The organism is Arachnia propionica (assembly GCF_003932785.1).
Classification (GTDB): Bacteria; Actinomycetota; Actinomycetes; order Propionibacteriales; family Propionibacteriaceae; genus Arachnia; species Arachnia propionica_B.
The window spans coordinates 77317-98168 of record NZ_RQYT01000006.1 but is presented as its reverse complement, the minus strand read 5'-3'; the positions used below and the strand labels follow the sequence as shown (position 1 = coordinate 98168).

The 20852-nt window shown below is 69.9% G+C and carries 18 protein-coding genes and 1 pseudogene; 13 read left to right on the top strand and 6 right to left on the bottom strand.

From position 1 onward, the window contains the following. The first annotated feature begins 303 nt into the window (after positions 1–303). Together EII35_RS04770 and EII35_RS04765 are read left to right on the top strand one after the other, a co-directional pair. Positions 304–735: a MarR family winged helix-turn-helix transcriptional regulator gene (locus EII35_RS04770; RefSeq protein WP_185744170.1), complete on the top strand. Its 432-nt coding sequence runs from the start codon at positions 304–306 to the stop codon at positions 733–735. A gap of 90 nt (positions 736–825) precedes the next feature. Next, a complete protein-coding gene (locus EII35_RS04765) occupies positions 826–2940 on the top strand; it encodes an MMPL family transporter (RefSeq protein WP_125227324.1) in 2115 nt (704 codons plus the stop codon). Here EII35_RS04765 and EII35_RS04760 read toward each other — a convergent pair. From EII35_RS04760 to EII35_RS04750, 3 genes are read right to left on the bottom strand one after another with little or no spacing between them, the layout of a single operon-like run. Continuing rightward, positions 2929–3267: a cupin domain-containing protein gene (locus EII35_RS04760; RefSeq protein ID WP_125227323.1), complete on the bottom strand. Its 339-nt coding sequence runs from the start codon at positions 3265–3267 to the stop codon at positions 2929–2931. The two genes, EII35_RS04765 and EII35_RS04760, sit on opposite strands and share 12 nt — an antisense overlap. Positions 3268–3279: 12 nt before the next feature. After that, positions 3280–4077, bottom strand: a complete 798-nt coding sequence (locus tag EII35_RS04755; protein ID WP_125227322.1) for a class I SAM-dependent methyltransferase — start codon at positions 4075–4077, stop codon at positions 3280–3282. 16 nt (positions 4078–4093) lie between these two features. Further along, positions 4094–5521, bottom strand: a complete 1428-nt coding sequence (locus EII35_RS04750; protein WP_125227321.1) for an aminotransferase-like domain-containing protein — start codon at positions 5519–5521, stop codon at positions 4094–4096. A gap of 117 nt (positions 5522–5638) precedes the next feature. On the opposite strand from EII35_RS04750, the gene EII35_RS04745 reads away from it, so the two are divergent. The 5 genes from EII35_RS04745 to EII35_RS04725 all read left to right on the top strand — a co-directional run bounded on the left by EII35_RS04745 (position 5639) and on the right by EII35_RS04725 (position 11673). After that, complete coding sequence (locus EII35_RS04745; protein ID WP_125227320.1) at positions 5639–6853, top strand: Tm-1-like ATP-binding domain-containing protein; 1215 nt, start codon at positions 5639–5641, stop codon at positions 6851–6853. A gap of 23 nt (positions 6854–6876) precedes the next feature. Beyond that, positions 6877–7713 (top strand): phosphoenolpyruvate hydrolase family protein, encoded by an 837-nt coding sequence (locus EII35_RS04740; protein ID WP_125227319.1) that lies wholly within the window; start codon positions 6877–6879, stop codon positions 7711–7713. Further along, positions 7710–8150: an SRPBCC family protein gene (locus EII35_RS04735; protein ID WP_125227318.1), complete on the top strand. Its 441-nt coding sequence runs from the start codon at positions 7710–7712 to the stop codon at positions 8148–8150. Before EII35_RS04740 ends, EII35_RS04735 begins: the two co-directional genes overlap by 4 nt. Positions 8151–8504: 354 nt before the next feature. Beyond that, on the top strand, positions 8505–10004 hold the full coding sequence (locus tag EII35_RS04730; RefSeq protein ID WP_185744169.1) for a hypothetical protein: 1500 nt from the start codon (positions 8505–8507) through the stop codon (positions 10002–10004). Between the two features lie 64 nt (positions 10005–10068). After that, positions 10069–11673, top strand: coding sequence for a uroporphyrinogen-III synthase (locus tag EII35_RS04725; RefSeq protein WP_125227317.1), 1605 nt, complete (start codon positions 10069–10071; stop codon positions 11671–11673). Here EII35_RS04725 and hemQ read toward each other — a convergent pair. The 3 genes from hemQ to EII35_RS04710 are packed head-to-tail and all read right to left on the bottom strand — an operon-like array spanning position 11640 to position 14849. Continuing rightward, positions 11640–12371, bottom strand: a complete 732-nt coding sequence (hemQ, locus tag EII35_RS16425; protein ID WP_125227316.1) for a hydrogen peroxide-dependent heme synthase — start codon at positions 12369–12371, stop codon at positions 11640–11642. The genes EII35_RS04725 and hemQ overlap by 34 nt on opposite strands. Continuing rightward, positions 12343–13419: a ferrochelatase gene (locus EII35_RS16420; RefSeq protein WP_125227315.1), complete on the bottom strand. Its 1077-nt coding sequence runs from the start codon at positions 13417–13419 to the stop codon at positions 12343–12345. The genes hemQ and EII35_RS16420 overlap by 29 nt, the downstream gene beginning before the upstream one ends. Continuing rightward, a complete protein-coding gene (locus tag EII35_RS04710) occupies positions 13416–14849 on the bottom strand; it encodes a glutamyl-tRNA reductase (RefSeq protein WP_125227314.1) in 1434 nt (477 codons plus the stop codon). The genes EII35_RS16420 and EII35_RS04710 overlap by 4 nt, the downstream gene beginning before the upstream one ends. Here EII35_RS04710 and hemE point away from each other — a divergent pair. The 6 genes and pseudogenes from hemE (at position 14736) to hemL (ending at position 20818) form a co-directional block, all read left to right on the top strand. Then, positions 14736–15749 (top strand): uroporphyrinogen decarboxylase, encoded by a 1014-nt coding sequence (gene hemE / locus EII35_RS04705; protein WP_125227313.1) that lies wholly within the window; start codon positions 14736–14738, stop codon positions 15747–15749. The genes EII35_RS04710 and hemE overlap by 114 nt on opposite strands. Then, positions 15746–16966, top strand: a complete 1221-nt coding sequence (locus EII35_RS04700; protein WP_185744167.1) for a protoporphyrinogen/coproporphyrinogen oxidase — start codon at positions 15746–15748, stop codon at positions 16964–16966. The genes hemE and EII35_RS04700 overlap by 4 nt, the downstream gene beginning before the upstream one ends. Further along, positions 16963–17841: pseudogene (gene hemC / locus EII35_RS16415) on the top strand (hydroxymethylbilane synthase); the annotation flags it as partial. The gene EII35_RS04700 and the pseudogene hemC, both read left to right, overlap by 4 nt. A gap of 54 nt (positions 17842–17895) precedes the next feature. Beyond that, positions 17896–18570, top strand: coding sequence for a uroporphyrinogen-III synthase (locus tag EII35_RS16410; protein WP_260465013.1), 675 nt, complete (start codon positions 17896–17898; stop codon positions 18568–18570). Continuing rightward, positions 18567–19529: a porphobilinogen synthase gene (gene hemB / locus EII35_RS04690; protein ID WP_125227310.1), complete on the top strand. Its 963-nt coding sequence runs from the start codon at positions 18567–18569 to the stop codon at positions 19527–19529. The genes EII35_RS16410 and hemB overlap by 4 nt, the downstream gene beginning before the upstream one ends. Further along, positions 19526–20818 carry a glutamate-1-semialdehyde 2,1-aminomutase gene (gene hemL, locus EII35_RS04685; protein WP_125227309.1) on the top strand — a complete coding sequence of 431 codons (1293 nt, stop codon included), beginning with the start codon at positions 19526–19528 and terminating at the stop codon, positions 20816–20818. The genes hemB and hemL overlap by 4 nt, the downstream gene beginning before the upstream one ends. The last annotated feature ends 34 nt before the right edge of the window (positions 20819–20852 follow it).

Sequence of the window (20852 nt, the reverse complement as noted above, 5' to 3'; positions counted from 1 at the left end):
AGAGCGCACTGGATCGTGCGTTCGAGGAGGACAACACAGCCGGGGGGTCAACGGGGCGACCGCAGTAGATTCGCCTATCCGCGCACCCTCTAAGCAGGGTACGAGGAGAACTGATGTCCATCGCGGTCGCCCCGTTGACCTGCTTTGCCGCCGGGGTCTCCTCGAAGCAGCAGAACGATTCGTGACCACGGTCACGGATCACCGTCCTGGAAGGTGGCCCAGGAGGAAGCTGGACGTCGAGTCGGGGGGCTCGCAGGTTAGGATCTTCGAGCCGGGGGCCATGAGTTGAGAAGAGGTGATGTCGTGACCGAGACGCCGCGATCGCCGTTGGCGACCTGGCCTGCCTACCGACTCATCAAGGTGGGGGAGCGGGCCATCGCGGAGGCGGAGGCGAGATTGCTGGAGATCGGCATCAAGCCCCGCCACTTCAACGTGCTCGTCACGGTGGCCGAGTATCCCACCCTGTCCCAGCGGGAGCTCAGCACGGCACTGGGAATCGATCCGAATGTCATGGTCGGGGTGATCGACGAACTGGAGGCGGCGGGGCTCGCGCAACGGCAGCGCAGCACCGTCGATCGCCGCCGTCACGTCGTTGTCGTCACGGCGGAGGGGAGGGCTCTGCTGGATCGCGGCATGGCGGCACTCAGGACCGGGCAGGAACTGTTCCTCGCGGCGCTGGACAAGGCTGAGCGGCAGCGCCTGCACGATCTCGTGGGAAAGCTGCTGGAGGGATGAGAATCGTATAGGGGCATGGATCGTATGTGTTCTTGATGATCCCGTGCTCCTAGGGTACCGTCGTGGGCGACCCCTCCCGGAAGGACGCCGATGTCTCGCTCACTCCCGCGCCCACGTCGCCACCTCCTCCTGCTGCTGGGTGCTCTCCTCGTCGCCCTGGCGGCTGCCGTCACCGTGCCTTCCGCCATGGACCGCATGGTGCTCAGCCGCTTCGAGAGCCCGGGGACGGAGTCCCACCGCGTCGACCAGACGCTCTCCGCCAGCGACGCCACGGGCAAGCAGCACATCCTGATCCTCGTCACGGCCAGGGCCGGGGACGTGGATGCCCCTGAGGTGGCGGCGGAGGCGCGTCGGCTCGCCGCGGAGCTCGACGCACTCCCGGAGACCTCGGACGTGTCCTCCTACTGGGACGAAGGGCGCTCCCCGGCCATGAGGTCGAGGGACGGCGTCCAGGCCCTCATCACGGCCCGGCTCGCCGGTGATGTGACCCAGGCGCGTCGCGCCCTGGCCGACATCTCCCCAGAGTTCAGCCGGGAAGGCAGCGAGATCCACACCCGGGTCGGCGGTGGTGACGAGATCTTCCGACAAGCGGCCACCCAGGCGCGTACCGATTTCGTTCGCGCCGAGGCGATCATCCTCCCGCTGATCCTCATCCTCCTCGTGGCCCTGCGTCGGGGCCTGGTCGGTGCCGTGCTCACCTTGATGATGGGGTTGTTCTCCGTCGTCACGACCCTGGCCCTGCTCGGCGTGCTCGCCCGCTGGGTCGACATCTCGACCTTCGCGGGGAACCTCGTGCTCGTCATGGGCATCGGACTCGGCGTCGACTACAGCCTCCTGGTCATCGACCGTTTCGTCGAGGCGCGTGGTCGAGGAGCGACGCCGGGTGAGGCCGTGACGGGACTTCGCGCCTGCGTGGGGCGCACCGTCGCGTTCAGTGGCCTGATCGTGGCCGCGAGTCTGCTCGGGTTGCTGCTGTTCCCGTTTCCCTTCCTCCAGTCCTTCGCCCATGCCGGAGTGCTCACCGTCGGAACCTCCATGCTGGCCGCCCTGGTCATCCTGCCCGCGGCCCTGGCGCTCGTCGGTGGCCGGATCCCGGTGCCGAGGAGCCCGGATGGGAGACGTTTCTGGCACCGCACCGCAACGCTCATGATGAGAAGACCCCTCCGTTTCGCCCTGCCGGTCCTGGTGGTGCTGGTCCTGCTGGCCTCACCGGTGCTTGGTCTGCGGCTCGGCCTGCCCGATGCCCGCGTCCTGCCCCAGGAGGTGAGCAGCCGCCAGGTCCAGGAGGAGATCGAGGCGAACTTCGATGCCGAGTTCATCGATTCCCTGTTCCTGCTCCCCGAGGAGGAGGTCGCAGCAGGCAAGGCGGGCGAGTACGCAGCTGCCCTGTCCCGGATGGCCGGGGTCGCGCAGGTCGACTCTCCCGCGGGAAGGTTCATCGACGGTCGCCAGGCGTCAGATGTCACCGTCCCCGGCCACTGGTACCGGGTGGTTCCCGAGTTGGCCACGCAGGGCTACGGCTCCCTCGTCGACGGGGTACGTGAAGTCGAGGCACCTTCGCCCGTGCTCGTCGGCGGGTATCCAGCGGAGCTGGAGGACTTCCAACGGTCGCTGCTCGGCGCCGTCCCCGGGGTGATGATTCTGGTCCTGGTGGTCACCTGGCTGCTCATCGCCTGGATGAGCGGCAGTCTGCTGGTGCCCACGAAGGCGCTGCTGCTCAACGTGCTCAGCATGGCCGTGATGTTCGGCGTGTTGGTGTGGGGTTTCCAGGAGGGCAACCTGGCGTCCCTGCTGGGATTCACGGCGGACGGGAGCCTGGAGGCCACCTTCCCCATCCTGATGTTCTGCATCGCGTTCGGCATGTCGATGGACTACGAGGTCTTCCTCGTCGCACGGATCCGTGAGGAATGGCGTCGCACCGGTGACGTCGAGGCCAGCATCGCCACCGGTCTGGAACGTAGTGGCCCGGTCGTGACCTCGGCGGCCCTGGTGCTGACCCTGTCCTTCGCGGTCTACGCCACCTCGTCGGTGATGTACCTGAAGATGCTGGCGGTGGGCGTGGCGACCGCGATCATCGTCGACGCCACGCTCATCCGGATGGTGCTGGTCCCGACGTTGATGCGACTGGCCGGGGCCGCCAACTGGTGGCTGCCGTTCAGCGGAGGAGGGGGCAGAGCCACCACGCCCGCAGGGTCAGCTCCGTGAGTCGAGCATGAGCAGCAGCAGCTTGCTCGGTTCCAGCGCGGTCACCGCGTGGGGCAGGCGCGTGCCGAAGTGCATGAGATCCCCGGGGAGCAGCTCCACCTCCTGGCCGTCGGCCTCGATGAGGAACCTGCCTGAAAGGGTCTGCACGACGACGGGCATCGCGGCGGTGTGCTCGCTCAGCTTCTCGTCCTTGTCGAAGGAGAACAGGACCGCTCGACACGATTCCGCCTTCATCACGGTGCGGGACACGGTCGCGGCCTCGTTCACCTCGATGAGTGAGGCGACATCCTTGACGACGCTCAGGGTCGGGTTCTCTTTGTCAGTCATGGTTCCTCCGGTTCAGGCGGGCTTGCGGGCCACGAGGGCGACGCCCCGCAGCTGGTTCTCATACTGGGTGAAGGTGGCGCGCATGTCGAGCACGCGACGCCGCAGCGCGGGCTGGCGGAGCAGGTTCCACACCATGCGGGCCACGCCGAGCGGACCCTCGTCGGCGAGGTTGCGGCCGAATTTCAGCAGGGCCATCGGGGCGGTAGCGGTCCACTCGACCTCCAAGCCGTGCTCCTCGAGCAGTTCCCGCCACTGTGCGACGGTCAGGGGGCGGGCGTTGACATGGATGGAACGGGCCAGCGCCTTGGAGATCTCCGTCCCCACCTCCGGGTCGATGTCGTCCGGGGCCAGCGCCAACTCGTGGATGGCGTAGCTGCCGCCGGGACGGAGGATGCGGGCCGCCTCGGCGACGATCTCCCCCTTGGCTCGGGGGCTCTGCATCGTGAGCATCGCCTCCCCGATGACGACGTCGGCGGAGGCGTCATCGAGGCCGGTGTCATTCGCGTCGCCCTGCCGACAGGTGCCGCCCGACGGTTGAACCACCTTGGTCACGTGGGCGACGGCGCTGTCGTCGCGATCCACGCCGGTGTACGAGCGGGGGTGCTGGGCGACGATCTCCCGCGCGGTGCGGCCCAGTCCGGGCGCGAGTTCCACCACGTCGCGGCCGCCGGGCGAGCACCGGTCGAGCAGTTGACGGGTCAGGGCGAGACCACCGGGGCGCAGCACCCGCTTCCCTGCGCGGGCCAGGACCCAGTGTCCGGCGGCGTTCTCGGTGGGGCGATCGGATTGGGGCAACGAATCCTTCGACATGAAGCCAAGGTTAGCGTCACCTAATTGGTGCGGCGGGGGTGGGGTGGCCGCGGGCCTCCCCGACGACCTCCCGGAGCAGCCCGACCGCGGTGGCGAGACGTTCCGGCTCCTGCCCGATGGGCAGTCGGAGCCTCGTCCGGTGTCCCTCGTGGGGTGAGAAGGCCGGGCCGGGTGCGAGCTTGATGCCGAGCCGAGCGGCCCGCTCCGCCAGGGCCAGGGAGTCCACACCGGCGTCGACCCACAATCCCGATCCTCCCGCGATCTCCGGCCAGTGCCAGGACGGGAGGTGCTTCTGCAGGATCTCCCGGGTCGCGGTGAGTTGGTTCCTGAGGTCTTCCCGACGCTCCTGCCGGGCCTCCGCGGATCGGTGCAGCAGCTGCACCGCGAGCAGCTGATCCATCACCGAGGTGGCGAGGTCCCCGGTCTTGCGCAGCTCGGTGAAGGTGCGGATCCGGTTCTCCGACGCGCGGAGCCAGCCGATTCGTATCCCGCCCCAGAACAGCTTCGACATGGTCCAGCAGCTGACGTGCAGGTCCGGGTCGACGAGACCGACGAGAGTGGGGCGGGGTCGTGGGGTGAGCGTCAGGTCCCAGGAGCAGCAGTCCTCGATGACGGGCAGGGCGGCGTCGTTGACGAGGTCGGCCACCTCGCGGCACCGGCTGCGACTCCAGGTGAGACCGGTCGGGTTGTGGATGCTGGTCTGGCAGTGGAGCACCTGGGGGGTGCGGCGCAGCGCCCGGGCGACCAGATCCGCGTCGAGGCCCCCTGGATCCATCCGGATTCCCTCGACCCGGACCTGGGCCTGGGCCAGGACCTCCAGCGCGCCCCGGTAGGTGGGGTCCTCGCACAGGGCGAGGTCCCCCGGGCTGAGGAGTCCCCGGACCGCGAGGTGGGTGGCGTGCTGTGCCCCGTTGGTCACCAGGATCTCCCCCGGGGTGGTGGGGATGCCCGACGAGGTGAGGTGCTCGGCGATGGCCTGCCTGAGCAGGGGAATGCCGGCGGGGAAGTAGCCGTCGGTGTCGAGGTAGGGGTCGAGGTCGCCGACCCCGGCGGCCAGGACCTCGCGGGCCACACGGGATGCGGGGAGCGCACCGGTCGACAGGTCGATGATCCCCGGGGAGGCGTTGGTGAAGGAGAAGAGGCGGCCGGCATCCGTGTGGGTCCGTCCCGCCCGGGTGGACCGGATCCGGGTGCCGGACCCCTGCCTGGACGAGGCCCGGCCCTGGGCGACGAGCAGCCCGAGTGCCGTGGCGACGGTGCTGCGGGAGACTCCCAGCGACGTGGCGAGGTCGCGTTGGGGCGGCAGGAGGGCGCCGGCCGGTATGAAGCCGCGGTCGACGAGGTCGCCGATGGTGGCGGCGAGGGCGTCCGCGAGCCGGGGCGCCGCGTCCGTCCACGGTCCGAGCAGGCGGGACAGCTGAGCGGCGGTGAGGTGGGGACCCATGCAGGGCAGTCTGCATGCCCGTGACCGGGCAGTGTGCCAATCCTCGGAAATTGGGCTGGCCCGCTGCGTGGGGTCTCCCTAGGGTCAAGGGCATCGGACACAAAGGAGTGGACACGCATGCCTGTCGTCGCTGTGATCGGAACACTGGACACCAAACAAGAGGAGTACCGCTGGCTCATTGAGCAGCTGCGCGCTCATGGGGCGGAGACGCTCACCATCGACGTCGGCTCGTTCTCCACGAGCGAGCTGGCGGACGTCACCTCGGATGAGGTCATCCGCGCCGCGGGGGAGGACCCCGAGGAGTTGCGGGAGCGCCGCGACCGCGGCGAGATGATGGGAGTGATGAGCAGGGGAGTGGCTGAGGTCGTGCGGGGGCTGTGCTCCGAGGGCCGTATCCACGCGCTGCTGGCCATCGGCGGTTCCGGCGGCTCCTCCGTTGCAGCCGCAGCGATGCATGCCCTGCCCATCGGGTTCCCCAAGCTCCTGGTCTCCACCATGGCCTCGGGTGATGTCCGCCCCTACGTGGGTGAGGTCGACGCCACCCTCATGTACTCCGTCGTCGACGTCGCGGGCATCAACTCGGTCTCGCTGAAGGTGCTGGGGAACGCCGCGGCCGCGGTGGCGGGCATGGCAGTCGCATGCGAGGGGCGTGTCGAGGATGCAGGGAGCAGGCCGTTGGTGGCCATCACGATGTTCGGTGTGACCACGCCCGCGGCCGACGAGGCCAGGGCCCGTCTCGTCGACCTGGGCTACGAGGTCCTCGTCTTCCACGCCACCGGAACCGGAGGCCGTGCCATGGAGAAGCTCGTCGAGTCCGGACTCCTCGCGGGCGTGTGCGACCTGACGACGACGGAGCTCGCGGACGATCTGGTCGGGGGAGTCCTCTCCGCGGGGCCCGACCGGCTGGAACGTGCCGGGGCGTGTGGTCTGCCGCAGGTGGTGAGCCTCGGGGCCCTCGACATGGTGAACTTCGGGCCGATGGACACGGTGCCCGATCAGTTCCGCGGCCGCACCCTGTTCGTCCACAACCCCACCGTCACCCTCATGCGGACCACCGTTGAGGAGATGGCGGAGCTGGGACGCCGGATCGCCGCCAAGCTCGCGGCGGCCACCGGCCCGACGGAGCTGTTCATCCCGTTGCGTGGGGTGAGCGCCATCGACGTCGAGGGTGCCCCCTTCCACGACGCGGCCGCCGACGAGGCGCTGTTCGCCGCGCTGCGCTCCGGTCTCGAGGGCAGCCCGGTCGTGGTGCACGAGCGGGACCAGGACATCAACTCACCGGGCTTCGGTGCCGCCATGGCCGAGGCCCTCCACGCAGCCATCACGCGTTGACCACACGAGAAGGAGAAGAAGACATGTCACGCAACGAGATCCTCGCCCGTTTCCGCGCCCAGGTGGCCGAGGGCAAACCGATCATCGGGGGTGGTGCGGGAACCGGTATCACCGCCAAGTCGGCCGAGGCCGGGGGCATCGACCTCCTGGTCATCTACAACTCCGGCCGGTTCCGCATGGCCGGTCGTGGGTCGCTGTCGGGGCTGTTGGCCTACGGTGACGCCAACGCCATCGTCATGGAGATGGCCAACGAGGTCCTCCCCGTCGTGGGGCACACCCCCGTCCTGGCCGGCGTCAACGGCACCGACCCGTTCCGCGTCATGCCACACTTCCTCCGTCAGGTGAAGGAGATCGGTTTCGCGGGGGTGCAGAACTTCCCGACCGTCGGCCTCATCGACGGTGTCTTCCGGGCCAACCTCGAGGAGACCGGGATGGGCTACGGGCCCGAGATCGACATGATCCGGATGGCGCATGAGATGGATCTGCTCACCTCGCCCTACGTCTTCGACGAGGAACAGGCCAAGGACATGGCCAGGGCTGGTGCTGACATCCTCGTTCCGCACATGGGTCTCACCACCTCGGGGACCATCGGGGCACAGACCGCCTTGACCCTGGAGGAGGCTGCCGTGAAGGTCCAGGCGCTTGCTGACGCAGCGAAGACCGTCAACCCGGACATCCTGTGTCTGTGCCACGGCGGCCCCATCGCCAATCCCGAGGACGCGCAGTACATCCTTGACCACACCGAGGGCATCGTCGGTTTCTACGGTGCCAGCTCCATTGAGCGGTTCCCGACCGAGGTCGGTATCCGCAAGCAGACGGAGGACTTCAAGGCGATCACCTTCGGGAAGGCCGAGGCATGACCAGGTCGTACCACAGCACGATCGTGGCGCGCCCCGCCGAGGTGGTGTGGGCCACGATCCGGGACTTCAACGGCCTGGCCACATGGTTCTCCGAGGCGGTCTCCGAGAGCCACATCGAGGACGGGCTGACCGGAACGACCGTGGGTGCGGTGCGCAGCTTCCAGCTGGGGGACTCCCGGATCCGGGAGCAACTCATGGCCCTCGACGACATCGAGCGGAGTTTCGCCTACGGGTTCTGCGATCCAGCCCCCTTCCCCGTGACCGACTACGTCGCGCGGGTCCAGGTGACCCCCGTCGCGGACAGCGGGGCGTCGCTGGTCGAGTGGTGGGTGGACTTCGAGTGTCATCCGTCGGAGCGGGACCAGTGGCGGGAGTTCTTCGCCGCCCAGGTGTTCTCCCCGGCCCTGGAGGGGCTGCGCAGTTATCTGCAGGCCTGATTGAGGGAACGGTCAAGGTGGGTGTCGCGTCGAACGGCACCCACCTTGACTTTCCGGGGTTGGTGATCGTGTCCGCCTTTCTTCCGACGCAATTCTTGACATCGTCTTGACATTGTCTTGGCGGTGGCTTTGCACCGGCTCGTGCCCTAGTCGCAGGGCATTCGTGCGACGAGGGGCGATGCCCTTACGGCTGACCTCTCCCGTCCTTGACGCCCGGTCAACAATGGCGGGGAGGATGCGCCTGAATCGGTCTGAAAGGGCCGGGAAAATGCGTTGAGAATGGAATGGGAGCGGTTGTAGGTTTCGGCCTCAGGAGGTTGAACAATGAGAATCGCACGACGAAACTTTGTGCTCATGGGAACGCTCTCGGGCCTGGCGGCCTGCCGACCGGTTCCCCCGACACCCGTCCCGCCCGCCAGCCCGACTCCCAGCCCGAGTGCCTCGGCGACTGCGGCAGCGACGGCCACCCCGGCGGCGACGCCGACCCCCACCCCGACTCCCACGCCGAGCGCCACCGCGGCGCCCAGCCCGACCGCGGCAACCAGCTCGGCCGAGGCCGTCGTCCCGGAGGCCGCTGCCTCGCCCAGTGCCACCGGCAATCCCTTCGATGCGCTCTACGACCGTTCCTTCAAGCTGACGCCCCTGTCGGCGGATCCCATCACCCCGCGGCCCCGGCCTGCCCTGTCGAAGGGGCTCGATGACGCCGTCATCGACCCGGTCTACGGCACCCGGATCCACCGGGTCACCGCCGCCGACTCGGGCACGGGACAACATCTGCGGCATCACTACTCCCGCTCCCAGGCGTTCAACGCGGACAACTCCCGCTTCATGGCGGAGGCGCAGAACGGCTACTGGAGCCTCCACGACGCCGCCACCTTCGAGAAGCTCCAGGTGCTGCCCCGCCTGGCGGGCAACTGCGAGCCCCTGTGGGACCCGAAGGACCCGAAGCGCTACATCCACACCCAGCGCGACGGCGGCATGCAGTGGTGGGACCAGGACGGCAGGGTGGTCTTCGACTTCACCGGCAAGACTCCCTGGCCCAAGGCCACCGCCTTCTGGACCGCGGGGGAGGGCACCCGAAGCGTTGACGGACGTGTCCTGAGCGTCCTGGCCGGCACCTACGATGAGGCCACGAAGCAGAAGGCCTGCTACGGCATCGTCTCGGTGGATCTCAGCACCGGCACCATCCTCGGCACCCTGGACGCAGCCAAGTTCCCCTTCCCGCATCACGTGCCGGACCATGTGAGCACCAGCCCCAGCGGCCGTTTCGTGGTGGCTTCCTGGCCCTACAACGATGAGTACAAGAAGGGTGCCACGATCAGCTACAGCACCGACTTCTCGTCCTCCCGACTGCTCATCGAGAACTCCGAGCACTCGGACCTGGCGATCGGGGCCAACGGTCACGACCTCTACGTCGCCGCGTCCTACAAGGATGGGGCCATCATCTCCATCGACCTCGAAACGGGAGAGAAGCATGCGCTGCACACGCTCTACCCCAACACGCAGAACAGCGAGCTCTACGCCTGCCACATCAGCGCCCAGTGCTTCGACCGGCCCGGCTGGGCCGTGATCTCCACCTACGGGGAGGCCGCCAAGAACGGCGAGAGCGCGATCACGGAGCTGCGAGCCGAGTACCGCAAGGTGTGGCTGCTGGAGCTCAAGCCGGGCGGACGGGTCCTCAACGTGGCCCACGTCCACAGCACGTGGCCGACCGATCCGAAGAAGAAGGAGTACTTCCTGGAGCCGCAGGCCACCGTGTCCAGGGACCTCAGCCGCATCCTGTTCGCCGCCAACCACGAGGGCGGCGAGATCAGCTCCTACATGATCGGATTGCCGAGCTGGGTGCTGGACTGACACATCCTCGGTAGGCTGGGACAGGAGGCGGCACGGGAGCCGTCGAAAGGACAGTGGAGGACGAGTGAAGATCAGCCTGGGTACCAAGAACTCGACAGTCGACGTCGCACGAAGTGAGGCCGTCGCGGAGAAGCTGAGGGGACTCGGACACGAGGTCACCATCATCCGGATCCCGGCTGCCGGTGACGCCGAGACCATCGGCGCACTGCGGCTCGGCCTCATGAGAGGCGACTTCGACCTCGTGGTCCATCGGATGCACCGCATCCCGCAGCAGCCGATGCCGGGGCTGACCTTCGCGGCCATCCTTCGACGCAACGACCCGCGCGACGCGCTGGTCACGATGGGCGGGGTCACCTTGGTGAACCTTCCCGAGGGGTCCGTCATCGCGACCCGCTCCACCCTGCGTCGCGCCCAGCTCCTGGCCCTCAACCCCGGCCTGCAGTTCGTGGAACGGACGGCAGGACAGCTCATCCAGTTCCTCGACAAGGTCAGGTCGGGCGAGATCGCGGGCGTCGTGGCCGGTGCGGCGGACTTCGAGGCCGTGGGGCGTCTCGATGACGTGACCGAGTACCTGCCGACGTTGCCCGCCGCAGGTCTGGGTGCGATCGGCCTTGAGTGCCGCAGCGAGGACGAGGACCTCGTCCAGGCCCTGTCCGTCCTCGACCACCCGGACACCCGGGTGTGTGTCATGGCGGAACGGGCCGCGGTCGGTGCCCTCAACGTGGCCGACAGCGTCTCCGTCGCCGCCCGGGCCCATCGGGCGGGGGTGCTCTCCCTCATGGTCTCGGTGCTGCCGAACGACGGTTCCAAGGGGTTGTCCGTCCAGATGGGCATGCCCACCTCCGAACTGCACGCGGTGCGGACCGCCCAGAAGGCAGCCGCCTACCTGAGGTTCAAGGGAGCCGAGGAGATCGGACGCCCACCGCGCCCCGAGCCGGAGGAGGATGACGAGCCGAAGCAGCGCGTGACGGAGATCGACCGGGCCCGCGTCCTCGTCCCTCGCGAAGAGGGGCGCATGGCTCGCGGGTTGCGGGAGTTCGGACTCGACGTGACCGCCGTCGAGCTGCAACGCCGTGAGGTGCTGGCCGTCTCCTCCACCCTCGATGGGGCGCAGTGGTTGGCCTTCACGTCGGTCAGGGCCGTGGAGAGCATCCGGGATCTCGGCTGGACCCTCCCGAAGGGGGTCAAGATCGCCGCGGTCGGTGCGGGGACCGCCGAGGCCCTGCGCGCCTTGGGGTACGAGATCGACCTCGTGCCCGAGAACGCCTCCGGGGTGCGGGCCCTGCTCGACATCTGGCCGGACGGCGAGGGCACCGTGCTCGTTCCCGGTTCGGCGCTGCTGGCCCCGAGCTTCATCTCCGAGCTTCAGGCCAAGGGCTGGAATGCCCAACTCATCCCGATCTACACCATGCAGGTCCTCAGCGAGGCACCGGCCGAGATCCTCGATCAGTGGAACCAGGGGTTCTTCGACGTCGTGGTCGTCACATCCGGTTCCAACGCCATCGCGACGGGACGGCTGCTCGGCTGGAACCCCGACGTCCTGGTCTTCGCCGTGGGTGACTCCGCCCGTCTCGTGCTGGAACGGGCCGGAGTCACGATCGCCGGGTATTCCGACGACTACACTCCCGCGGCGGTTCACTCCCTCATGAAGGAGGTCATCGAGGGCTGACGGGAGGCCCACTCCGTGAGCGTGACGCGGGGCCCCGTGAAGAACGGGGTCTCCTCACGCACGTGGAGCCGGGCCTCGGCCCCGCGCTGATAGCGCATGGCATCCGTCAGTCGGTGCAGGTCGTCGGCCTCGAAGGCGAGCAGCCACTCGTAGTCGTTCAGTGCGAACGCCGACGTGGTGGAGCCCAGCACATCCGGGTACTCGCGTCCCATCCGGCCGTGCTCGGAGAGCATCTTCGAGCGGTGGTCGTCGTCGAGGTAGTACCAGTCGTAGCTGCGGACGAACGGGTAGACGCACAGCCACGGTCGGGGCGCGACACCGGAGAAACAGGCGGGCGTGTGACCGCGGTTGAACTCCGCCGGACGGTGCACGCCGATGCAGGACCACACCGGCTCCAGGGACGCGCCGAGATCGCTGCGACGCAGCGCGTGGTACGCGGCCTGCAACGCCGCGGGATCGTCGTCGACCAGCCAGACGAGCAGGTCGGCGTCCGCGCGGAAACCGCCGATGTCGTAGTAGCCGCGGATGGTGACCCCGGTGTCCGCCAGGGCCTTCTCGGCCGCCGCCACGTGATCGGGATCGACGGCGCCGATGGTCTGGAACACCGAGTACATGAGGTAGTGGGTGTTCGCGTTGACCTCGTCGGCGGGAATCGGGGTGTCGCGGGGGTCAACGACGGGCTGGTGCGGGTGGGACATGAGGATCCTTCCGGTGTCGGGGATGGCAACAGCTGGTGACGGCGCGGAGACAGGGGTGCTGCGCATGGTCGAGGTCCCCGCGGGCGATGGCGGCCTGCTCCAGGAGGAGATCGGCCAAGGAGGCGATGAACGCCGGATGGGTCCCGACGGTGGCGGCCCGTTCGAAGAGCAGCCCGGCATCCGCAGCGGCCTGCCTGGCCTCCGTGTCGAGGTCGAAGGCGACCTCCATGTGGTCGGAGATGAAGCCGATGGGGGCCACGACGACCCCCTCCACCTCGGTGATCTCACCGATGCGGTCGCTGACGTCCGGTTCCAGCCACGGGATGTGGGGGGCGCCGGAGCGAGAACAGTAGGTGAGCTCCCAGTCGAGCTGCTCGCCGAGTTCGTCCCCGGCACGCCGGGCGACCTGCTGGGCGACCTGGAGGTGCTGGGCATCGTAGCGCCGCTCCGGGGTCCCGTCCGAGGAGAGTTCGTTCATGGCGATCGGGATGGAATGGGTGACGAAGAGGACACGCAGCCGCCCGCCGTCGAGCCGCGACCGCAGACTCTGCACCGCAGCGACGAGGGAGGCGACGTTGGCGACGATGAATCCGTCGTGTGCCCAGTAGGGGCCGACCTTCTCCAGCGACACCTCGGGGAACTCCACCATCGCCTTGTCAAGGTCCTCGTGGTACTGGCGGCAACTGGAGTACGACGAGTACGCGGCCGTCGCCAGGGCGACGACCCGTTCGTGGCCGCCGTCCCGCAACGCCCCCACCGTCTCGCTGAAGAACGGGGTCCAGTTGCGGTTGCCGATCACGACCTCGCGGGGGCAGCCCCGTCGCTCCAGCTCGGCGACGAGGGCGTCCCGCAGCGCCTCGTTCTGTTCGTTGATGGGGGAGCGGCCACCGAACAGCTCGTAGTGGCGGGACACCTCGATGAGGCGCTCGTCCGGGACGCCCCTTCCGGCCGTCGCGTTGCGCATGAAGGGAAGCACGTCCTCGGAGCGACGGGGCCCGCCGTAGGAGGCGAGCAGGACGGCGGTGTACGGGCTGAGTGCGTCGGTCATCGGGTCTCCGCGTGGGGGTGGTGGAGGTCGGCGAAACTCAACCCCGTCATGGGGCAGCGGCTCTCGCCCTGGTGCGTGCGGTCCAGGCTCATGTCGATGCCGTACAACTCCTCGACCGCGGCGAGGTAGTCGTCGATGCGCCCGGCCATGGCGGCGTCTCTGGCGCGGGCCGACGGGGTGTGGAGGAAACGGGTGGCCAGACGTCGCAGTGCCTGCGCGCAGTCCTCCACCGTGAGGGCCCGGCCCTGGGGCAGCCGCGCGACCTCCTCGTCGACGATGGCCAGCACCGATTCCCGGAGGGAGGCCACCGCGGGGTCGGCGGCCCGGGAGGCCAGGCGGGCGGCCGTCTCGGCTACGGCGAGCCGGACCAGCTGTTCGGCATGGGCGGTGTCGGCGGCCCAGGCCGGGGAGATGGCACCCTGGATGGCGGCGAGGTCCAGCAGCGTGACACCCTCCAGACGCGCCACGCCGGGGTCCACATCGGGGCTGAGGGCCAGGTCCAGCACCACCGAGACGGGGGTCCCTGCCAGGTGTTCCGGGTGGATGATCGGGCTTCCCATGCCACGGCACGCGATCACCATGGTGCTTCTGGCGATGCCGTCGCACAGATCGTCAACCGCCCCGAGCCCACGGGCGGCTGCGAAGTCATGTGCCCTGCCGGAGACCGAGTGCACGAGGATCTCGGAGACGCCCCGCTGCTGCAGCGCCGCCACCACGGCACCGGCGAAGGAGCCCGTTCCCACGAGCAGGACCCGCTGGGAGGGCCAGTCCGAGATGCCCGTCATGTCCAGGCCGACGGAGACCACGGAACGACCGGACTCCTGGAGTCTGGTCTCCGAACCCACGCGGCGCGCGGTGTGGAGCGCGGCGCTGGCCACCTGGGTCAGGTTGCCGCTGGCACGCCCCTCGGCGGCTGCCAGTTTCAGGGCCCGCCGGAGCTGACCCGCGATCTCGCGTTCACCGACCACCATGGAGTTGAGCCCGCTGGCGACCCGGAACAGGTGGTCCAGTGCCTCGTCGTTCTCGTAGACGTTCCAGTGGGCGGTGGGGGCGAGTTCACGGGCCAGCCGGAGGCGGAGGTGTGACTCGGACACCGACTCCGCGTCCAGCAGGAACTCGACGCGGTTGCAGGTGCTCAGGGTGATGACACCGTCCACCCCCGGGATGGCGGTGAGACAAGAGGACAGTCTGTCCGCATGTTGAGAAACGCGCTGGACCTCCGACAGGCCTTGCCGGTCGTGTTCGACTGAGAGGATGCGAAAGTTCACGATGAGCCTAGCTAACCAGATCTGAGCCGATACGGCAGAATTCAGGGCATGACCGACAGCGCGGAGCCCGTCATCCTTCAAGCCCTGGCTGGGAATCGGCCGGACAGATTGCCCGTGTGGTTCATGAGGCAGGCAGGGCGATCCCTGCCGGAGTACCGCCATGTGAGACAGGGGGTCGCCATGCTGGAGGCCTGCCTGCGGCCCGACCTCGCCGCCGAGATCACCTGTCAACCCGTTCGTCGCCACGGGGTCGACGCCGCTGTCTTCTTCTCCGACATCATGATCCCGCTGGCACTCGCAGGAGTGGACGTGACGATCACCTCCGGCGTCGGCCCCGTCTTTTCGGAGCCCGTCCGCGACGCCCACGACGTCAGGCGCCTGGTCGAGCGCGGACCGGGCGATGGCTCGGCCGTCGTCGAGGCGGTGCGGCTCAGCGTCCTGGAACTCGGGGAGAGGACCCCGGTGCTGGGTTTCGCGGGGGCGCCGTTCACCCTGGCCGCCTACCTCGTCGAGGGCCGGGGGTCACGGGACCATCTCGCGGCCCGGGCCATGATGCACGCCGACCCGGAATCGTGGGATCTGCTGCTCGGCTGGTGCGCCGACATCTCACGGCAGTTTCTCCGGTGGCAGATCGAGGGCGGCGCCCGGGCCGTCCAGCTGTTCGACTCGTGGGCCGGGTCCCTCACCCGGGAGGACTACGCAGCCAAGGTGGCGCCGCACTCGAGGCGAGCCCTCGACGGAATCCAGGTGCCGCGCATCCACTTCGGGACGGGAACAGGACACCTGCTCGAGGAGATGGCCCTCGGCGTGGAGGCCATCGGCGTCGACTACCGCACCCCCCTCGACGAGGCGGCGCGCCGCCTGCCCGGCACGGTCCTCCAGGGCAACATCGACCCGGCGCGTCTCGCCGCCGGATGGGACGCGCTCGAGGCCCACGCCCGCGACGTCGTCGAGCGGGGCAGGGCGGCCCCGGCCCACATCGTCAACCTGGGACACGGCGTGCCCCCCACCACGGATCCGCAGGTCCTGACCGACCTCGTCGCCTGGGTGCACGAACAGTGAACGCCGTCGTCATCGGGGGAGGGGTCGCGGGACTCGCCGCGGCCCACCGGTTCGCCCGCAGCGGGGAGTCCGTGACCGTGGTCGAGGCGACGGACCGGCTCGGTGGGATGGTGATGCCCATCACCCTGGCAGGGGAGCGGGTCGACGGCGGGGCCGAGGCCTTCGCCCGTCGGCTCGGCACCGCCGATGCGCTCTGCGCCACGCTCGGCCTGGAGGTCCGGGAGCCGGAGGGGGGGCCACGGATCCGCTGGTCGGTCGACGAGTCCTGGCCGGGGGCCGACGGGGTGCTGGGCATCCCCGCCAGCCCCGACGACCCGGCCCTCAGCGCGGCCCTCGACGAGCAACAGCTCGCCCTCGCCCTGGCCGAACCTGAGCTTGCCGACGAGGTCGGTGTCGACGCCACCACGGTCGGTGAGCTCGTCACGGCCCGGCTCGGCGAGGCGGTGACGAGACGGCTCGTCGCCCCCGTGACGAGGGGCGTCTACGGCATGCCGCCGGAACGCATGGCCCTGGCCCAGTTCGCGCCCGGTCTCGTGGGGCCGGGATCCCTGTACGCCAAGGTCGCCGCAGCCCGGGGGACCCGTTCGAGCGTCGCCCAGCCCGTCGGAGGACTGTTCCGTCTCGTCGAGGCCCTCGCCGACGACATCCGTGACCACGGGGGTGAGATCCGGCTCGGGGAGCGGGTGGAGGATCTCAACGCGCTGGACGCCGACCAGGTGGTCATCGCCTGCCCCGCCCGGCCCGCCGCCGACCTGCTCCGCCAGCTGGGCATCGAGGTGGGCACCCCGCCCACCACCGCATCCCAGAACGTCATGCTGGCCCTGGACCCGGCCCAGCTCGATGGCGCCCCGGTCGGCTCCGGGGTGCTGCTCGGGCAGCCGCTGCCGGGGTTGACCGCCAGGGCCCTCACCCACTACTCGGCGAAGTGGCCGTGGAGCGGGACCCGGGTGGCGGTGCTGCGGCTCAGCTACGCCCCCGACGCCACACCGACCACGGAGCAGGCGCTGGCCGACGCGTCGCTGCTGCTCGGCCGTCCCGTGACCCGGGCCCTCGACGTCGCGGTCACGCGCTGGCCAGCGGTGCCGCGCAGCCTGGGGCCGGAGGCCCGAACTGCGCTGCTGGCGCAGCTGCCGGGGCACATGCGGCTCGCCGGGGCGTGGGTCTTCGGCAACGGGATCGAGGCGGCCATCGCCTCGGGATTGGAGGCGGCCGCATGAGGTTGGGGACCAGGGCGTCGACGCTGGCGATGACCCAGTCGACATGGGTGGCGGATCGGCTCCGGGCCCTTGGCCACGAGGTCGAGGTGGTGCCGATCCGCACCCGTGGCGATCGGGAACGGGGTTCGCTCAAGGCCGTCGAGGGTCTGGGGGTGTTCGCGGCGGAACTGCGCAGCGCGCTGCTGGAGGGTGAGGTGGACCTGGCCGTCCACTCGCTCAAGGACCTGCCGGTGGAGCCGGTGCCGGGCCTGGTGATCGCAGCCGTGCCGACCCGCGAATCGGCGCTCGACGCCCTGTGCGCCCGCGACGGTCTGACCCTGGCCGAGCTGCCCCCCGGGGCCCTCGTGGGGACGGGGTCGCCGCGTCGGGTCGCGCAGCTGCGGGGGCTCCGACCGGATCTGACCTACGTCGACATCCGGGGCAACATCGACACCCGGCTGGCACGGGTCACCCAGGGCGACCTCGACGCCGTCGTGCTGGCCGCCGCCGGGCTGCGACGGCTGGGGCTGGCGGGGCGGATCACCGAGGACCTGCCGATCCTGCCTGCGCCGGGGCAGGGAGCCCTCGCCGTCGAGTGCCGGGTGGACGACAAGCCCTTGCGGGAGGTGCTGTCCGTCATCGACGACCCCACGGCCCGGCTCTGTGTCATGGAGGAACGTGCCGTGCTGGCGGCACTCGGCGGTGGCTGTGCCGCGCCGATCGCTGCCCGCGGAGAGGGAGGCAGCCTCGTCGCCGGGGTGTTCTCCCACGACGGGACGCAGGTCGTCACCGCGGAGGAGTCGCTCGCCCCTGGGGCGGGGGAGCGGGTGGCGGCCCGGCTCCTCGACGCCGGAGCGGGCGAGGTGACGGAGCTGGGGGCCAGCCGGGAGTCCCGGCTGGCGGAGTTCCACGACGCCGCGGATCTGTGGCCGGCCGAGGCCAGGCGCACGGTGTTCCTGCCCCGCGAGGCCGGGGCCATCTCGACGGCGCTGGAGGCGCAGGGGCTGGCCGTGACGGCCTGGCCCGTGCAGGTCAGGGTGGTGCTCGAGGTGGATCACCTGCCGGATGCCGACTGGAGCATCGTGACCTCCGCCCGCACCGTCGAGACGCTGGAGGAGCTGGGGCTGAGGCTCCCCGGCAGGATCGCGGCGGTGGGGAGAGCCACCGCCAGGGCCCTGGAGCAGGCGGGCTACGAGGTGGATTTCGTGCCCCGGCAGGCCAGCGGCGACGGGATCGTCACGGAGTTCGAGGCGACTCCCGCGCGGGTGCTCATCCCGGGGTCGGCGTTGTCGAAGCCGAACCTGCCGGATGGGCTCCGGGACCTGGGGCACGAGGTGTCGGTGGTGCCCGTCTACACGATGGAACCCACCGGACACCTGCCCGAGGACCTGGTGGCGTCGTGGCGGGCGGGGGAGTTCGGCGCCGTGGTGGTGACCTCCGGGTCCATGGCCCGGGCGATCCACGAACGGCTGGGCTGGCCCCCCGCCACGCGGGTGCTGGCGATCGGGCAGCCCACGTTGAGGGTGTTGAATGAGTTGGGGGTCGCGGCCAGCGCGGCGACCTCGCCCGATGCCGAGGAGGTCGCCCGGGCGACCGCCGAGCTGATCCGGAAGGGGAACGCATGATCGAGCGTCCACGTCGTCTCCGCACCACGGCCGCGATGCGGCGGCTGGTCCGGGAGACCAGGCCGAGGCCGAGCCAGCTGGTGCTGCCCGCGTTCGTCGGGGAGACCGGGGCCGAGATCAAGGCGATGCCGGGGGTGCTGCGGCACACCGTCGCCCAGATCGGGGACGTGGCGAGGGCCGCCCGGGACGCCGGGCTGGGCGGGATCATGCTCTTCGGGGTGCCGGATGATGCGGACAAGGACGCCCAAGGTTCGCAGGCGTGGGCGGCCGACGGCATCCTGCAGCGGGGTATCACGGCCTGCCGTGAGGCGGTGGGTGACGAGCTGGTCATCATGTCGGATGTCTGCCTCGACGAGTTCACCAGCCATGGCCACTGCGGGGTCCTGGCCGCCGACGGCCGGGTCGTGAACGACGAGACCTGTGAGCTGTACGCGCGGCAGGCGATCGCCCAGGCTGAGGCCGGGGCCCACGTCGTCGCGCCGTCGGGGATGATGGACGGCCAGGTCCGGATCATCCGGGAGGGACTCGACGGGGCGGGGTTCGAGGATGTGGCGGTGCTCGCTTATTCCGCGAAGTACGCGTCGGCGTTCTACGGGCCGTTCCGCGAGGCGGTGGGGTCCTCGCTGGAGGGGGATCGGCGTACCTATCAGCAGGATCCGGGGAATCGTCGCGAGGGGCTGCGGGAGGCGCTGCTGGACCTGGCGGAGGGGGCGGACATGGTGATGGTCAAGCCCGCCAGCCACTACCTGGACGTGCTGGCTGATGTCGCGGCGGTGGCGCAGGTGCCGGTGGCGGCGTACCAGGTGTCGGGGGAGTACTCGATGATCGAGGCGGCCGCCGAGAAGGGGTGGATCAACCGTCGGGCCGCCGTCGAGGAGTCGGTGACGAGTATCGTTCGGGCCGGTGCCGACGTGGTGCTGACCTACTGGGCGTTGGAAGTGGCGGAGTGGATGGCATGAACCAGGACTGGATGACGCGTGCGACGGAGTCGATCCCGGGTGGGGTGAACTCCCCGGTCAGGGCCTTCGCCTCGGTGGGTGGCACCCCGCGGTTCATCCGCGAGGCGTCGGGATGCCGGGTGACGGATGTCGACGGGAAGAGCTACGTGGATCTGGTGTGTTCGTGGGGTCCGGCGCTGCTCGGGCATGCCCATCCCGAGGTGGTGGCGGCGGTGCAGCGGGCCGCCGCGAAGGGGCTGAGCTTCGGGGCGCCGACCGGGGCCGAGGTGGAGCTGGCGGAGCGGATCCGGCAGCGGGTGCCGGCGGCGGAGAACGTGCGGCTGGTGAGCACGGGGACGGAGGCGACGATGACCGCCATCCGGATCGCCCGTGGCGCCACCGGTCGGGACCGGATCATCAAGTTCGCGGGGCTGTACCACGGCCATTCGGACGCGCTGCTGGCGGCGGCCGGGTCGGGGGTGGCGACGCAGGGGTTGCCGGGGAGCGCCGGGGTGACGGCGGCGGCCGCGGCGGACACCGTCGTGCTGCCCTACAACGACGTGTCCGCGCTGCGGGAGGCGTTCGCCAGCTTCGGTGACCGGATCGCCTGCGTCATCACGGAGGCGGCGCCGTCGAACATGGGGGTCGTGCCCCCGGCGGAGGGGTTCAACGCGGAGATCCGCCGGTTGACGGCCGAGCACGGCGCGCTCATGATCCTGGACGAGGTGCTGACCGGGTTCCGGGTCTCGCGCGCTGGCTGGTGGGGTTTCGAGGCCGGGGTGGAGCACCCGGTGTGGGTGCCGGATCTGTTCACGTTCGGGAAGGTCGTCGGTGGCGGGATGCCGCTGGCGGCGGTGGCGGGGCGTCGGGAGGTCATGGAGCTGCTGGCCCCGCTGGGTCCGGTGTACCAGGCGGGCACCTTGTCGGGGAACCCGCTGGCGACGGCGGCGGGCATCGCGACCCTGGACCTCGCCGACGAGACCGTCTACGCCCACGTCGATGCCCGCTCCAGGGAACTGCAGGCGCTGGTCCACGAGGCCCTGACGAAGGCCGGGGTCCCGCACGTGGTGCAGAACGCGGGGAACCTGTTCTCGGTGTTCTTCCGCGAGGAACCGGTCCGCAACTACGCCGACGCGCAGGCCCAGGACACGGACGCCTTCACGCGGTTCTTCCACACCATACTGGAGGAGGGGGTGGCCCTCCCGCCATCGGCCTTCGAGGCCTGGTTCCTCTCGTCGGCCCACGACGACGAGGCCATGGAGGTCATCGCCAGGGCCCTGCCGAAGGCGGCGCAGGCAGCTTTGCACTGAGGGGAGCGCCTCCGCTACGATGGGAGGCGCTCGC

Coding starts and splice junctions, on each gene's coding strand:
- EII35_RS04765 (WP_125227324.1), top strand. CDS start 826: ATGTCTCGCTCACTCCCGCGCCCACGTCGCCACCTCCTCCTGCTGCTG.
- EII35_RS04760 (WP_125227323.1), bottom strand. CDS start 3,267: ATGACTGACAAAGAGAACCCGACCCTGAGCGTCGTCAAGGATGTCGCC.
- EII35_RS04755 (WP_125227322.1), bottom strand. CDS start 4,077: ATGTCGAAGGATTCGTTGCCCCAATCCGATCGCCCCACCGAGAACGCC.
- EII35_RS04750 (WP_125227321.1), bottom strand. CDS start 5,521: ATGGGTCCCCACCTCACCGCCGCTCAGCTGTCCCGCCTGCTCGGACCG.
- EII35_RS04745 (WP_125227320.1), top strand. CDS start 5,639: ATGCCTGTCGTCGCTGTGATCGGAACACTGGACACCAAACAAGAGGAG.
- EII35_RS04740 (WP_125227319.1), top strand. CDS start 6,877: ATGTCACGCAACGAGATCCTCGCCCGTTTCCGCGCCCAGGTGGCCGAG.
- EII35_RS04735 (WP_125227318.1), top strand. CDS start 7,710: ATGACCAGGTCGTACCACAGCACGATCGTGGCGCGCCCCGCCGAGGTG.
- EII35_RS04730 (WP_185744169.1), top strand. CDS start 8,505: ATGGGAACGCTCTCGGGCCTGGCGGCCTGCCGACCGGTTCCCCCGACA.
- hemQ (WP_125227316.1), bottom strand. CDS start 12,371: ATGTCCCACCCGCACCAGCCCGTCGTTGACCCCCGCGACACCCCGATT.
- EII35_RS16420 (WP_125227315.1), bottom strand. CDS start 13,419: ATGACCGACGCACTCAGCCCGTACACCGCCGTCCTGCTCGCCTCCTAC.
- hemE (WP_125227313.1), top strand. CDS start 14,736: ATGACCGACAGCGCGGAGCCCGTCATCCTTCAAGCCCTGGCTGGGAAT.
- EII35_RS04710 (WP_125227314.1), bottom strand. CDS start 14,849: ATGGCGGTACTCCGGCAGGGATCGCCCTGCCTGCCTCATGAACCACAC.
- hemB (WP_125227310.1), top strand. CDS start 18,567: ATGATCGAGCGTCCACGTCGTCTCCGCACCACGGCCGCGATGCGGCGG.
- hemL (WP_125227309.1), top strand. CDS start 19,526: ATGAACCAGGACTGGATGACGCGTGCGACGGAGTCGATCCCGGGTGGG.